The sequence below is a fragment of the Lysobacter daejeonensis GH1-9 genome, assembly GCF_000768355.1.
GTDB lineage: Bacteria > Pseudomonadota > Gammaproteobacteria > Xanthomonadales > Xanthomonadaceae > Aerolutibacter > Aerolutibacter daejeonensis.
The window spans coordinates 63,149-77,574 of record NZ_AVPU01000015.1 but is presented as its reverse complement, the minus strand read 5'-3'; the positions used below and the strand labels follow the sequence as shown (position 1 = coordinate 77,574).

Annotated in this window: 12 protein-coding genes; 7 read left to right on the top strand and 5 right to left on the bottom strand. The window is 67.2% G+C overall.

The genetic code is table 11. The features are described 5' to 3' along the window. From N800_RS09745 to mutM, 3 genes are all read right to left on the bottom strand, one after another. Positions 1-2,598, bottom strand: a 2,598-nt coding sequence (locus N800_RS09745) for a serine/threonine-protein kinase (RefSeq protein ID WP_036137676.1), incomplete at its 3' end; no start/stop codon positions are given. A 12-nt stretch (positions 2,599-2,610) separates the two neighbouring features. Continuing rightward, positions 2,611-3,174: an ECF-type sigma factor gene (locus N800_RS09740; RefSeq protein ID WP_036137671.1), complete on the bottom strand. Its 564-nt coding sequence runs from the start codon at positions 3,172-3,174 to the stop codon at positions 2,611-2,613. Positions 3,175-3,354: 180 nt separating this feature from the next. Then, entirely contained in the window at positions 3,355-4,167 is an 813-nt protein-coding gene (gene mutM / locus N800_RS09735; protein WP_036137669.1) for a bifunctional DNA-formamidopyrimidine glycosylase/DNA-(apurinic or apyrimidinic site) lyase, read from the bottom strand. A gap of 209 nt (positions 4,168-4,376) precedes the next feature. On the opposite strand from mutM, the gene N800_RS09730 reads away from it, so the two are divergent. Continuing rightward, a complete protein-coding gene (locus N800_RS09730) occupies positions 4,377-4,712 on the top strand; it encodes an EF-hand domain-containing protein (protein ID WP_036137715.1) in 336 nt (111 codons plus the stop codon). Between the two features lie 77 nt (positions 4,713-4,789). On the opposite strand, the gene N800_RS09725 is transcribed toward N800_RS09730, so the two are convergent. Next, positions 4,790-6,451 carry an MFS transporter gene (locus tag N800_RS09725; protein ID WP_036137666.1) on the bottom strand — a complete coding sequence of 554 codons (1,662 nt, stop codon included), beginning with the start codon at positions 6,449-6,451 and terminating at the stop codon, positions 4,790-4,792. A gap of 14 nt (positions 6,452-6,465) precedes the next feature. Then, positions 6,466-7,869: a DcaP family trimeric outer membrane transporter gene (locus tag N800_RS09720; protein WP_036137664.1), complete on the bottom strand. Its 1,404-nt coding sequence runs from the start codon at positions 7,867-7,869 to the stop codon at positions 6,466-6,468. 237 nt (positions 7,870-8,106) lie between these two features. Between N800_RS09720 and acs the strand changes: the two genes are divergently transcribed. From acs to N800_RS15635, 6 genes are all read left to right on the top strand, one after another. Beyond that, a complete protein-coding gene (gene acs / locus N800_RS09715) occupies positions 8,107-10,059 on the top strand; it encodes an acetate--CoA ligase (protein WP_036137662.1) in 1,953 nt (650 codons plus the stop codon). Positions 10,060-10,068: 9 nt separating this feature from the next. After that, entirely contained in the window at positions 10,069-10,737 is a 669-nt protein-coding gene (locus N800_RS09710) for a response regulator transcription factor (RefSeq protein ID WP_036137713.1), read from the top strand. 70 nt (positions 10,738-10,807) lie between these two features. Continuing rightward, a complete protein-coding gene (locus N800_RS09705) occupies positions 10,808-11,320 on the top strand; it encodes a GNAT family N-acetyltransferase (RefSeq protein ID WP_036137659.1) in 513 nt (170 codons plus the stop codon). Further along, positions 11,296-12,198: an SAM-dependent methyltransferase gene (locus N800_RS09700; protein ID WP_084087453.1), complete on the top strand. Its 903-nt coding sequence runs from the start codon at positions 11,296-11,298 to the stop codon at positions 12,196-12,198. Before N800_RS09705 ends, N800_RS09700 begins: the two co-directional genes overlap by 25 nt. A 71-nt stretch (positions 12,199-12,269) precedes the next feature. After that, complete coding sequence (locus tag N800_RS16105) at positions 12,270-12,563, top strand: hypothetical protein (RefSeq protein ID WP_198032514.1); 294 nt, start codon at positions 12,270-12,272, stop codon at positions 12,561-12,563. A gap of 61 nt (positions 12,564-12,624) precedes the next feature. Beyond that, positions 12,625-14,406, top strand: a complete 1,782-nt coding sequence (locus N800_RS15635; protein ID WP_198032513.1) for a diguanylate cyclase — start codon at positions 12,625-12,627, stop codon at positions 14,404-14,406. Positions 14,407-14,426: the final 20 nt, after the last annotated feature.

Here is a 14,426-nt window from a genome sequence, read left to right as displayed (position 1 = left end):
CGCCTCCAGTTCGCGTCGCGCGCCTGCATCGGTGCCTTGTGCACGCAGACGGGCCCAGGCCGCGGCGGCCGTCCGCGCCTCGGGGTGGCGCGCCCCCAGCGCACGCCGCAGGACCAGACTGGCGTTGCGCAGGGAGGGTTCCGCCGCCGCGACATCGCCGAGCGCCTGCTCCGCCAGCCCCAGCTCGAGCAAGGCCTCACCCACCGCTTGGTGGCCCTCGCCCTCCCGTTCCTGGCGCAGCCGGATCGCTTCCCTTAGCAACGGCAGCGCTTCCGCGGCGCGCCCTGACTGTCGCAGCACCTTGCCTTGGGCGAGCATCACGTCGGCGCGCAAGGTTGGATCGCCCGCGCTGCGGGCGGCTGCGGCGGCCTGCCGCAACGAGGCCAAGGCGCGGTCGGCATCGCCCAGCTCCCACTCGGCTTGCCCGCGTTGCACCGTGTTGCGGATCGTATCCGGATGATTCGGGCCCAGCCGCCAAGTCAGCTGGCGCGTAACCGTATCGAGCGCCTCGCGCGCCTGCCGGAAGTGCCCGCTGTCCATCTGCAGGTATGCCAGTTGCCGGTGCGCGGCGATGCTGGTCGGGTGCTCCTCGCCGTTGACCTCGATGCTGATCGCCAGTGCCTCGGAGACCTCGCGCTCGGCCGCGCCGAGGTTGCCGGCGGCGCGGTGCAGGCTGCCCACGCTGCGGCCGATCTCCACCAGCAACGGGTGGCGCGGGCCGGCCTCGGCGCGCAGTTGCGTGCGTGCGGTCTCCAGCTGCCGCAGCGCGGTGCGGGTGTCGCCCTCGTCCGCGTGCAGGTTGGCCAGGTCCATCAGGTTGGCGACCACGCCGATGCGGTCGCCGGCACCGTCGCGCCGCAGGGCCAACGCACGTTCGAACAACTGCCGCGCGCTCTGGCGCTCGCCGTTGGCGCGGCGGCAGCGGCCCAGTTGCGAATAGAACTCCGCCACCTGTGGCGGCAGTTGCGCCTGCTGCCGTCGCGCGCCGGCCAGTGCCGGCTGCATCAGGTCGATGCAGGCGCGTGGCTCGTCCATCAGCCGCAGCACCCGGCCGCGCTGGGTGATCGACTCGAGCCGCAGGCTGTCCGGGAAGTCGCCGCCGGCGTCGAGGATGATCGCCTGCCGTTCCAGCAGCGCGCGGGCTTCGGTGTAGTCACCGAGGCCGATGCGCAGCCTGGCGACCAGTCCGATCAGCTCGGCACGCGCGCGCGGCTGCCGCGCCAGCTCGCGCTGGCCGCGCTCCAGCGACGCGTCCAGCAGTCCGCGCAGGTCCAGCGGCTGCCCGCTGCGGCTGACGCCGGCGTTTTCGAACACGCCGAGCATGAAGTCCTGGATGGCCTGGGCGCGGCTGGCCTCGCGCACCGCCTCCCGCGCCTGCCATGCCACCAGCCCGAGCGCGGTGATCAGCACCAGGGTCACCAGCGAGCCGCTGGCCAGTGCCCAGCGATGGCGGCGGAGGTACTTGCGCAGCCGGTAGCCGACGCTGTCCGGCCGGGCGAGCACCGGCCGGCCCATTTCGTGGCGACGCAGGTCCTGCGCCAGCGCGTCGACCGAGGCGTAGCGCTGTTCGGGCTGCTTGGCCAGGGCCTTCAGCACGATGTTGTCGAGGTCGCCGGCCAGCAGCCTGGCCTGGCGGCGCAGGCCGTGCGCGTCGTCGGGATGGCGCTCGGCCGCGCGCTGCAGCGTCTGCGAAGGCCGCAGCGGATCGGCGGTGAGGATCGCTTCCTCCCACGCCGCATCGCTCTTGCGCGTGGGCCGGTACGGCTTGCTGTCGGTGAGCAGCTCGTACAGCACCACGCCCAGCGAATACACGTCGGTCATGGTACTGACCGGTTCGCCGCGCACCTGTTCGGGCGCGGCGTAATGCAAGGTGAAGGCGCGCGCACCGGTGCGGGTGCGCTCCACCACCGGCGCTTCCCGGTCCAGCAGCTTGGCGATGCCGAAATCGAGCAGGCGCACGTCGCCTGCGGGGGTGACCAGGATGTTGGAGGGCTTGAGGTCGCGGTGGACGATCAGGTTGGCGTGGGCATGGCTGACCGCGTCGCAGATCTGGTGGAACATCTGCAGCCGCAGCTCCAGCGGCGTGTGGTGGTCCCGGCACCAGTCGGTGATGGGCACGCCATCCACGTACTCCAGCGCGAGGTAGGGCAGGTTGTCCTGGCTGACGCCGGCGTCGAGCAGGCGTGCGATGTGCGGGTGGGTGAGGCGCGCGAGGATCTCGCGTTCGCGGGTGAAGCGCACGCGCAGGTTGGTGTCGGCCAGACCCGGCCGCAGCAGCTTCAGCGCGACACGGCGCTGGTACAGGCCATCGGCGCGCCCGGCGAGCCACACCTGGCCCATGCCGCCTTCGCCCAGCAGGCGCTCGAGGCGGTAGGGCCCGATCACCGCGCCCGGGAGTGGCCCGGCGGGAATGCTGATCGCCGGCTCGGCCAGGAAGTCCACGTGCGACTGGTCCAGTGCGATCAGCGTGCCGAGCTCGTCCGCCAGCACGGCGTCTTCGTCGCGCATCGCGTCCAGCCGCTGCGCGCGGGCGTCGGGCTCAAGCTCCAGCAGCGCGTCGAGCAGCGGTGAAAGCCGTTGCCAGCGCTCGGGGTCCATCGGGCCGCCCCGTCAGGTCTCGCGCAGCGACGCGAGCAGGAACATCCGGGCCTTCTGCCAGTCGCGGCGGATGCTGCGCTCGGAGCGTTGCAGCAGGGCGGCGATCTCCAGCTCGGACAAGCCGCCGAAGTAGCGCAGCTCCACCACCTGCGCCAGGCGTGGATCGACCGCGCCCAGGCGGTTCAGCGCGGTGTCCAGCCCCAGCGTTTCCTCGTCCAGGCGCAGACCGCCGGAGATGTCATCGGGCAGGTCGGTGACGCGGTGCAGGTCGCCGCCGCGCTTCTGCGCCAGGCGCTGGCGAGCATAGTCAACCACCACGCTGCGCATGGCCGAGGCCGCGTAGGCGAAGAAGTGGCCGCGGTCGTCGAACTGCGCCTCGCGGCGGCCGATCAGTTTGAGGTAGGCCTCATGCACCAGCGCCGTGGCGTCGAGCGTGTGACCGTGCTGGCCGGCGAGCTGGCGCCGGGCCATGGTGTGGAGTTCCTGGTAGAGCGTGGCGAGCACGCGATCCAGCGCGCCGCGGTCGCCGTCGCGCGCTGCATCCAGCAACACCGTGATTTCGGCGGTATCGGACATCCAATCCTCCCCCGAGGCTTGTGAGACGAGACTATAGCGCGTCGAGTCCCGCTGTCACGTGTTCGGGGCAATGCCCGCGGTTGGCACCGAAATTGCGTAAGCGCGTGCGCGCCCGCAAGCGCATGTCGCCATGGGGAGGGGCGTGGCCCGCCATGCCCGTCGCGTCCTGGCGCAGCCGCCTCAGCGCTGGCAGTGGCCGCACCACACGCTGGCCCGCTGGCCAATGCTGGCCTGCTTCAGCGGGCGGCCGCAGCGCGGACACGGCTCGCCGCCGCGCCCGTACGCGGAGAGTTCCTGCTCGAAATAGCCCGGTGCGCCATCCGGGCTGATGAAGTCGCGCAACGTGGTGCCGCCTCGGGCGATGGCGTGGCCCAGGATGGCCTTCACCGCGTCGGCCAGCGCAGCGTAGCGCTCGCGCGAGACCTTGCCGGCCTCGCGCAGGGGCGAGATGCCGGCGGCGAACAGCGCTTCGGCCGCGTAGATGTTGCCCACGCCCACCACCACCTTCTGGTCCATCAGGAAGGTCTTCACCGGTGCCGCGCGCTTGCGGCTGCGGGCGAACAGGTAGTCGCCGTCGAAGGCATCCGATAGCGGTTCGGGGCCGAGATCGCGCAGCAACTCGTGCATTTGGCCGGCAGGTTGCCACAGCAGACAGCCGAAGCGGCGCGGGTCGTTGAAGCGCAGCACCTGGCCGGAGTCCAGCGCCAGGTCGACGTGGTCGTGGGCACGCAGCGGGGTGTCGGCGGGCAGCACGCGCAGGCTGCCGGACATGCCCAAGTGCAGCAGCGCGCTGCCGGCGGCGGTGTCCAGCAGCAGGTACTTGGCGCGTCGGCGCACCTGTTCGATGCGTTGGCCCGGGAGTGTCTCGACGATGTCGTAAGGGATGGGCCAGCGCAGGTCAGGGCGGCGCAGCACCACGCCGGTGACGCGCCGGCCTTCGACGTGGGGCGCCAGGCCGCGGCGCGTGGTTTCGACTTCTGGCAACTCGGGCATGGCAAAAGCTTACCGGGTGTCTCGCGTGTTCCGCTCCACGCAGGCCGGCGGACGCAGGGCTGTGTGTCGGCGCGGTGGGTGGCTGTTCATGCGCCTGTGGGCAGGGCGATGGCATGATCGTCGCCCGTTATCCCCGTCCGGAGTACCCGATGCCGGTTTCCCGCCATGCGTTGTTCACCTTGGGCGCATCGCGCCGGGTGGGGCGTGCGGTGCGGGATGGCCTGGTGCTGGCCGGGGTGCTGCTGGCGGGGACCGGGACGGCCGCGGCCCAGGTGACCGCCGCGGGCGATTACCTGGCGCGCATGGACACCGACGGCAATGGCCGTGTATCGCTGGACGAATACCAGGCATGGATGGGCTATGCCTTCGAGCAGATGGACCGCAACCGCGACGACCGCCTGACGCCGGACGAACTGCCCGGCGGCCGTGGCCGCGAGATCAGCCTGGTCGAACACCGGCAGCGCCTTGCCGACGCCTTCCAGCGCCAGGACACCAACCGTGACGGCGTGCTGGACGCGCGCGAGCTGGCGGCACCGCCGCAGTAGATTCCCCGTGCGGATGCCGCAAAAGAACAACGCCGGCACGAGGCCGGCGTCGTCCTTGCAGCACACGACGGGGGTAATCAGTCGCGGATGTCCACGTCCTTGGTCTCGCGCAGGAACAGCGAGCCGATCACGAAGGTCATCACCGCGATCACGATCGGATACCACAGGCCGTAATAGATGTTGCCGGTGGCCGCCACCAGGGCGAAGGCGATGGTGGGCAGGAATCCGCCGAACCAGCCGTTGCCGATGTGGTACGGCAGCGACATCGAGGTGTAGCGGATGCGGGTCGGGAACAGCTCCACCAACCACGCCGCGATCGGGCCGTAGACCATGGTCACGTAGATCACCAGGACGGTCAGGATCAGCAACACCATCGGCTTGTTGATGCGCGCCGGGTCCGCCTTCTCCGGATAGCCGGCCTGGGTCAGCACGGGCTTGAGCTCGCCGAGGAACTTGTCCGCCGCGGCCTTCGCGGCCGCCTTGTCCAGGCCCGCACCTTCGTAGCTGGCCGTCTCGACCGAGCCGACCATCACCTTGGCGACGCTGCCCGCCGGAGCCGCTTCGACCGTGTACGGCACACCGGCCTTGGCCAACGCCGAGGTGGCGATGTCGCACGAGCTGTTGAACACCTTCTTGCCGATCGGGTCGAACTGGAACGAGCAGGTGTTCGGGTCGGCGACCACCTTGGCCGGGGCGCTGATGCTGGCTTCCTGGATGGCCGGGTTGGCGTACTGGGTCAGGGCCTTGAACAGCGGGAAGTAGGTCAGTGCGGCGATCAGGCAGCCGGCCATCACGATCTTCTTGCGGCCGATCTTGTCCGACAGCCAGCCGAAGAAAACGAAGAACGGCGTGCCGATGACCAACGCGCCACCGATCAGCAGCCAGGTGGTGGTGCTGTCGACCTTCAGCGACTGGGTGAGGAAGTACATCGCGTAGAACTGGCCCGCGTACCAGACCACGGCCTGGCCAGCAGTGGCGCCAAGCAGGGCCAGCAGCACGATGCGACCGTTCTTGGAGAAGAAGCTCTCGGTCAGCGGCGCCTTGGACAGCTTGCCCTCGTTCTTCATCTGCTGGAACAGCGGCGACTCCGACAGCTGCATGCGGATCCACACCGACACGCCCAGCAGCACGATCGACACCAGGAACGGGATGCGCCAGCCCCAGGCCTCGAAGGCCTCGACGCCCACCGACTCACGCACGCCCAGGATGACGATCAGCGAGAGCAGCAGGCCGATGGTCGCCGTGGTCTGGATGAAGCTGGTGTACAGGCCGCGCTTGCCATCCGGAGCGTGCTCGGCGACGTAGGTCGCCGCGCCGCCGTACTCGCCGCCCAGCGCCAGGCCTTGGGCCAATCGCAGCACGATCAGGATGGCCGGTGCCGCGATGCCGATGCTGGCGTAGTTGGGCAGGATGCCCACCAGGAAGGTCGACAGGCCCATCAGCACGATGGTGACCAGGAACGTGTACTTGCGTCCGATCATGTCGCCGAGGCGGCCGAACACCAGCGCGCCGAAGGGGCGGACCGCGAAACCGGCGGCGAACGCCAGCAGCGCGAAGATGAAGCCGGTGGTCTCGTTGACGCCGCTGAAGAACTGCTTGGCGATGATCGCAGCGAGCGAGCCATACAGGTAGAAGTCATACCACTCGAACACGGTGCCGAGGCTGGAGGCGAAGATGACCTTCTTGTGCCCCTGGGTGAGTTCGCCTGTCGGCGTATGGGATGCGGTGATGCTGGACATGCGTTGGTCCTCGCTCAGAAGCTGTACTTGACGTGGGTCTGCAGGCGGTTGAGTTCGCCGGCGTCACCGTTTTCGAGTTCGCGCTTGCCCCAGATCAGTTCGGCGCCCACTTCCAACTTCGGCAGCGGGGCGTAGATCAGGTTGACGTGCGCCGACTCGGCCGACTTGGTGATACCCAGGCCGGTGAGGTCGGTGGGGTTGTCATACTCGGCGAACGAATAGAACACGTTGCCGCGCAGCTTCGGGCTGAACACATGCCGCCAGCCGGCGAAGCCGGAGATCAGGTCGATGTTCTCCAGCTCGCCCGTGGCGTCGAGGACCGCATCGTTGTTCAAGGCCAGGCCGACGTAGCGGCCGATGCCGCTGCCACCGGTGACCATGTAGCGGAAGTCGTCGCTCTTGCCGACGTTGAACTTGCCCGACACGCTCATGCCGTAGCCCGTGCTGCTGTTGCTGATGCCCGCCGGGCCGTTCTGGTACTTGAGCTGGCGTGCCAGGCCGGCGATGCCGAAGTGACCCCAGGCGCCCTTGGCCGTGTAGCGCGCGGTGACGTCCGGCATCGCGCCGTCGTCGCCGGCCACCTGCGCCATGTTGCCCAGGTAGGGCGTGTACACCGTCTCCGGGTTTTCCACCGAGAACGACCACGGGCCGTTGGTGTAGCGCACCTGGGCCTGGCGCACGAACACCGTGCCTTCCGTCGGGCCGAGGAAGTCGACCGTATCGGGCAGGGCCGCGGCATCCTGGAAGTTGGACCAGGTCTGGCCGGCCAGCCAGTGGTTCCAGCTGACGTAGGCGTGGCGCAGGGTGACCGCGTAGGTGTTGGTGGCGACCTCGTTGCCGGTGAAGGCGGTGCTGCCGCCGCCGAACAAGTCGAACTCGAAGTACGACTTGAGCTTGTCGCCGCTGTCCAGCTCGGTGTCCGCGCCCAGCCAGAAACGGGAGAACGCCACACCCATGTCGGTGTCGGTGCCGGACTCCTTGGTGTGCCCATTGCCCACCGGGATGGTCTTGGGCACGTAGAACAGGCGTCCCACCGTGCCGTCGGCGATGTCGCCGTCGGTGGTGCGGGTGATGGACGAATCGAGTTTGATGAAACCGCCGTAACTGAAGCGGGTGCCGGGGTTGGCGCCGGTCAGGATCGGCGAGGACTGGATCGCGGGCTTGGCCGCGGCCGGCGCAGTTGCCGGCGCGGTCTGCGCGGCCTGCACCTCGCTGATCTGGCCCTGCTGTTGCTGCTGCTGCGATACCAGCTGCTGCACCATCCTCTCCAGCTCGGCAACGCGGGCTTCGAGTGCCTGCTCCTTCGCGCTCTGCGCGAAAGCCAGGCCCGGCAGGCCCATTGCGACCACCAGCGCGGCGGCGAGCGCGCGCTTTCGGGGCGTCGGCGACAAGCCGTGCGAACTACTGCGATTGGACATGTTCCCTCCCAAGGACAGCCGTGCGATCTGCACGGTGGCGGCCAGCCTGCGTGGCTATCGCGCTGCACAACCATTCGCCATTGGTCTAGGAAACCTGCTTGAATGCGCGGCTTTAAGACCATGGTCTAAGCGGCTGTCGCCCGTGTTGCAGGCAATGCTTGCGGCACACTTGGGCCCACGGCGTCGTCACTGCGGCGCCCTGCCAACGCTTAGTGCCACCGACCTTGGGAGTGCGCCATGAACCAATCCGCCAACGTGTATCCGGTCAAGCCCGAATTCGCCGCGAAGGCGCGCATCACGCGCGAGCGCTACGAACAGGACTACGCCGAATCCGTAGCGCAGCCCGAAGCGTTCTGGGGCCGCGTGGGCCATCGCCTGGACTGGATGCGCGCGCCCACGCAGATCAAGGACGTGAGCTACGACCTCAACCATTTCCGCATCCACTGGTATGCCGATGGTGAGCTCAATGCCAGCGTCAACTGCCTGGACCGCCACCTCGCCAACCGTGGCGAAAAGACCGCGCTGATCTTCGAGCCGGACTCGCCGGACCAGCCCGCGCAGCACATCACCTACCGTGACCTGCACGCCCGCGTGTGCCGGCTGGCCAATGCGTTGCGCGGCCTGGGCGTGGTCAAGGGCGACCGCGTCACCATCTACCTGCCGATGATCCCCGAGGCGGTGGTGGCGATGCTGGCCTGCGCGCGTATCGGCGCCATCCACTCGGTGGTGTTCGGTGGCTTTGCGGCCAACTCCATCGCCGACCGCGTGGCCGACTGCGGCAGCAAGCTGATCATCACCGCCGACGAAGGCCTGCGTGGCGGCAAGAAAGTGCCGCTCAAGGCCAACGTCGACGCCGCGCTGAAGATGCCCGGCACCAACAGCGTGGAGACGGTGCTGGTGGTGCGCCACACCGGCGGCGCGGTGGACATGCAGATGCCGCGTGACCGCTGGTACGACGCGGTGGTCGACAGCCAACCGGCCGAGTGCGTGCCCGAGCGCATGAACGCCGAGGACCCGCTCTTCATCCTCTATACCTCCGGCAGCACCGGCAAGCCCAAGGGCGTGCTGCACACCACCGGCGGCTACCTGGTCTATGCCAGCTTCACCCACGAGGCGGTGTTCGACCTGCAGGAGGACGACGTCTACTGGTGCACCGCCGACGTCGGCTGGGTCACCGGCCACAGCTACATCGTGTACGGGCCGCTGGCCAACGGCGCCACCTCGTTGGTGTTTGAGGGTGTGCCCAACTACCCCGATTACTCGCGCTTCTGGCAGGTGATCGACAAGCACCAGGTCACCATCTTCTACACCGCGCCCACCGCCATCCGCGCATTGATGCGCGAAGGCGAGGAGCCGGTGCAGAAGACCTCGCGCAAATCCCTGCGCCTGCTGGGCAGCGTCGGCGAGCCGATCAATCCTGAAGCCTGGCGCTGGTACTACGACGTGGTGGGCGAAGGCCGCTGCCCCATCGTCGATACCTGGTGGCAGACCGAGACCGGCGGCATCCTGATCAGCCCGCTGGCGGGCGCGATCGACCTCAAGCCCGGTTCGGCGACCAAGCCGTTCTTCGGCGTGGTCCCCGCGCTGGTCGACGCCAGCGGCCAGGTGCTGGATGGCGAAGCCGAGGGCAACCTGGTGCTGCTGGACTCGTGGCCGGGGCAGATGCGCACCGTCTACGGCGACCACCAGCGCTTCATCGACACCTACTTCCGCACCTACCCCGGCACCTACTTCACCGGCGATGGCTGCCGTCGCGACGCAGACGGCTACTACTGGATCACCGGCCGCGTGGACGACGTGATCAACGTCAGCGGCCACCGCATCGGCACCGCTGAAGTGGAGAGCGCGCTGGTCAGCCACCCCAAGGTGGCCGAGGCCGCGGTGGTCGGCTTCCCGCACGACCTCAAGGGCCAGGGCATCTACGCCTACGTCACCCTCAACGCCGGCGAGGCCGCCAGCGAGTCGCTGCACAAGGAACTGATCGCCCACGTGCGCAAGGAGATCGGCCCCATCGCCACGCCGGACCACCTGCAATGGGCGCCGGGCCTGCCGAAGACCCGCTCGGGCAAGATCATGCGCCGCATCCTGCGCAAGATCGCCGAGAACGCGCCGGACCAGCTCGGCGACACCAGCACCCTGGCCGACCCCTCGGTGGTGGACTCGCTCGTGAAGGAACGTCGGGTGCCGTAAGGTATGGCCATGGCCACCCTGCTCATTGCCGACGACCACCCCCTGTTCCGCGAGGCGCTGCGCGGCGCGGTGGCACGCGTGCTGCCCGGCGCCAACCTGCACGAGGCCGACAGCGTGGACGCGCTGTACGCGCTGGTCGAAGCCCACCCGGACGCCGACCTGCTGCTGCTGGACCTCAACATGCCCGGCGCACAGGGCTTCAGCGCTCTGGTGCACCTGCGCGCCCTGTACCCGCAGTTGCCCATCGTGGTGGTGTCGGCGCGCGAGGAGCCGGCGGTGATGCGCCGCGCGTTGGACCACGGCGCGATCGGTTTCATTCCCAAGTCGGCCGATGCGGCCACGCTGGGGCAGGCGATTGCCACCGTGCTGGACGGCGACCGCTGGGCGCCGGCGTCTGCGCTGAGCGCGCCCGCCGCGGCCGCCGACGAGCACGACGCAGCCCAGCGCCTGCGCGACCTGACCCCGCAGCAATTCCGCGTGCTGCAGATGCTGGGCAGTGGCCTGCTCAACAAGCAGATCGGCTACGAACTGGGCGTGTCAGAAGCCACGGTCAAGGCCCACGTCACCGCGATCCTGCGCAAGCTGGGCGCCAACAACCGCACCCAGGCGGTACTGATTGCCGGGCGCTTGGCGCTGGATCCGAGTGCGATCGTGCCGCCGCCGGAGGAAGGGGACTGAGGCGGCTAGCGGGCGGCGCTCTAAGTCGCGGCGCAGGATAGTGTGGCAATAGGACCCAAGGCGGTCGCTAATGGAAACATCGCGTCTGCGCCTTCGTCTGCTCGATGCCGGGGACGAGGCGCTGTTCTGCCATCTCTATACCGATCCCCATGTCATGCGTCACATCCTGACGCCGTTGTCGGCTGAGGACGTCGCGCGTGGGTTCATGCTGGCGTGCAACCACAACACAAAGGACCGACCCGGCCATCGCTACTGGGCGGTCGAGGACAAGGCGTCGACGACGTCGATCGGCTTGGTTGCCTTGCAGCGCAAGGGGGGCAGTGCCGAACTGGGCGTGATGCTGCGCGAGGGGTGGTGGAGCCAGGGCATCTCCAGCGAGGCTTTCGTACCAGTGCTTTCACATGCCTTTGCCGGCATGGGGTTGGAGCTCGTGTATGCGCAGCGGCCCGACGATGACCACGCCCTGATTATCGACCGTCTGCTAGGCCGGTTTGGCTTCGTGCGGACGCCGCAGTGGGCGCCCCACGGCCAATGCCGCTGGGAGTTGCCACGGGAAACATGGATGCGCCGCGCCCGAAACTGAGACGGATTTTGCAAATTCTGGCGGGAAGGGTATCGTCTGCGGATTGCCCAAAGGGAGAGCAGCGCGTGGGGACGCCTGCAGGGGAGACGTCAGGCCGCCTCGTCTGCGTCGGCCTGGGAATGATGCTCGGGGCCCACATCGGACCACGCACACGCAGCTACATCGAACAGGCCGATGTGGTGTTCGTTGCCGTGTCCGATCCCATCGTCGAGCTTTGGGTGCAGCAGATGCACAACGACGTGCGCAGCCTGCAGCCGTACTACGCCGAAGGCAAGTCCCGCCACCAGACCTATCGGGAGATGGTCGAGGCTATGCTGGTCGAAGTGCGTGGCGGGCGCGGCGTGTGCGGAGCTTTCTATGGTCATCCGGGGGTCTTTGCCCAGGTGCCCCATGCGGCTATCGCGCGGGCGCGGCAGGAAGGATTCCCGGCGCACATGGAGGCTGCGGTATCTGCTGAGGATTGCCTTTATGCAGACCTTGGCATCGACCCGGGGGGTGTTGGTTGTCAGCACTACGAAGCGAGTCAATTGCTCTTCTATCGGCGGACCATCGAACCCTCCGCGTACTTGGTGCTGTGGCAAGTTGGCCTTGCTGGCGATCGCACATATCGCCGCTTCGCCTCGGGGCCCGAACTGCGCCAATTGCTGGTTGACCGCCTGCTGGTGGACTACCCGGCCGACCACGAGGTCATTGTTTATGAGGCGGCCACGCTTCCGATTGGTCAGCCCCGCATGGAATCCGTGCGGTTGCGTGACTTGGCAGCTATGGACCTGGGAATGCACTCGACGCTGGTGGTGCCGCCAAGCCGTGCCATGGAGCGAGACCAGGCCTTGCTGGCGCGCATCCAAGAGATCGAAGAGCGGTACGCCGCAACGTGATGGCAGCAGCACGTCATTCGCGGCTGTCCGAAAAGCCTTCCATCCAACGTTCAACCACAACGGAGTTATCGATGTCGAATGTCGTGCAGTTTCTTGAATTCCTTGGCCGCGATGCCAGCGTCCTGAATGAAGCTGACTATGCTGTGGCCGTTGCGGGGCTGGACGTGGCCCCCGAAGCGAAGGAGGCGTTGCTTCGGCGCGACTTCGCCACGCTTGGTCAGGCCTTGGGTGCGCGTGCCACGGTGCTGGCGTACATCGTGGCACCCGAAGAGGAGGAGGGCGGTAAGGATGACGAATCGCAACCGGATGATGGTGGCCAAGAAGGACCTGAGCATGTCCAAGAGCAAAGTGTGCAAGCGGCCTGAGACGGCATGCATCTCAGCGAGCCCTAATCAATCGATTCCTTTCCGGCCAAGGATTGCCTGGATGAAGCCTGTCACCCTCCTGAGTTTGCTGGGCGGACTGTCCATCGGAATTGGCGTCGCGTCGGCACCTGCCGTCGCGGCGAGCCAAGGCGAGGTGGTCGCTCTCCTGCAGAAGGCTGATGAAACGCGCAACAACGATCCAAAGGCATTCATCAGTCTTCTGGACCGTGTCGCTTCCTTGGAGGCCGACTTGAAACCCGCGCAGCGGGATTATCTTCGTCTGCTCCAGGCCTACCAGCACAGCTATCGGGGCCGGTATGACCTGGCTATCAAAGATGCTGCGATCCTGTTCAAGCAGGTCACTGAGCCGAACCTGAAATTCCGGGCCGGGATCCTGTTGGCCAATAACGCAGCGATAACTCGTGATTATTCACTTGGCCTGCGCTACCTGTCGGAGGCGCTCGACCTGGACGACGGTCAGATAGACGCGGCGAATAGGAACGACGGTTTTCTGGTTGCGTCAGTTCTGTACAACCAGTTGGGCCAATATTCGCTGGGGCAGCATTACGCAGAACGGGTAATGGCCCGTGAACCAACGGCAAAGAATCGTTGTGTGGCGCGCCACTTGAGGGTAGAGGCCCTTTATGGTTTGGGGAGTTGGGCAAAGGATGATTTAGAAGTCAAGGAGGCCATTGCCGATTGCTCCTCGCAAAAGGATGTGATTGCCGCCAACCTGCTGCGCGGGAACTATGCGCGACACCTTGCGACACAAGGCAAGATCACAGAGGCAGTCGCGCTACTGGAGCAGAATTTGTCAGAAGTCGAAGCCACAGGCTACCCACGCCTGATCGGCGAGATGCACGGGCTGCTAGCCGAGTACCGGCTTATTCAGGGAGACATATCAACCGCCGAGGCGCATGCGCGCGCTGCTCTCGCAAAAGGCGGGGATGGCAACTTCTCGCTCCCGTTGGTTACCGCGCATAAGGTGTTGTATGAGGCGGCGTTGCGCAACGGTGATGTTTCAGCGGCCTTGGAGCAATACCGTCGATACGCAGAAGCAGACAAGGCGCGGCTGGATGAAATCAAAGCTCGCGAGTTCGCTTTCCAGCTGAGTCGACAAGAGTTGCAGCAGAAGAACCAAGCCATCGAACTGCTGCAGAAGCAGAACGAGGTGCTGAAATTGCAGCAGGAAGTCTCGCAGGCGTCAGCGCGCAATACCCAGTTGCTCTTGGCGCTGTTGGTGATGGTCCTGGCTGCCATCGGGTACTGGGCCTACAAGATCAAGCGGGTGCAGATGATGTTCCGTCGCCAAGCCGAAATGGATGGGCTGACCGGCCTCAGCAACCGCCGCCACTTCCGGCATAACGCCGAGGCGCTGCTGCAACGCTGCGCCGGCGCCGGCCGCGAGTCCTCACTGGTGCTGCTGGACCTGGACCACTTCAAGCACATCAACGATCGTCACGGCCATGCCGTGGGCGACTGGGTGCTGCAGCAGGTGGCGGTGGCGATCCAGGCCGCGTGCCGCGAAGGCGACGTATGCGGCAGGCTGGGCGGCGAGGAATTCGCCATCCTGTCCTGCGGCAGCGACATGGAGGCGGCGCGGCGCATCGCCCAGCGCTGCAGCGAGCACCTGGCGGCCATCGACACGTCGGTGATCGGCCGCCCGGTCACCGCCAGCTTCGGTTGCACCACGTCGGCGCGTTCGGGCTACGCCTTCGAGTCGATGTTTGCCCATGCCGACGCGGCTATGTACCAGGCCAAGGCCGGCGGTCGCGATCGCGTCCGCGCCTACGGCGAAGGCGGGGTGGGGCCGGCAACGGTTCTCGAGTTGGTGCGCAGCTAACCGTCGGGGCCCGGTGCCGG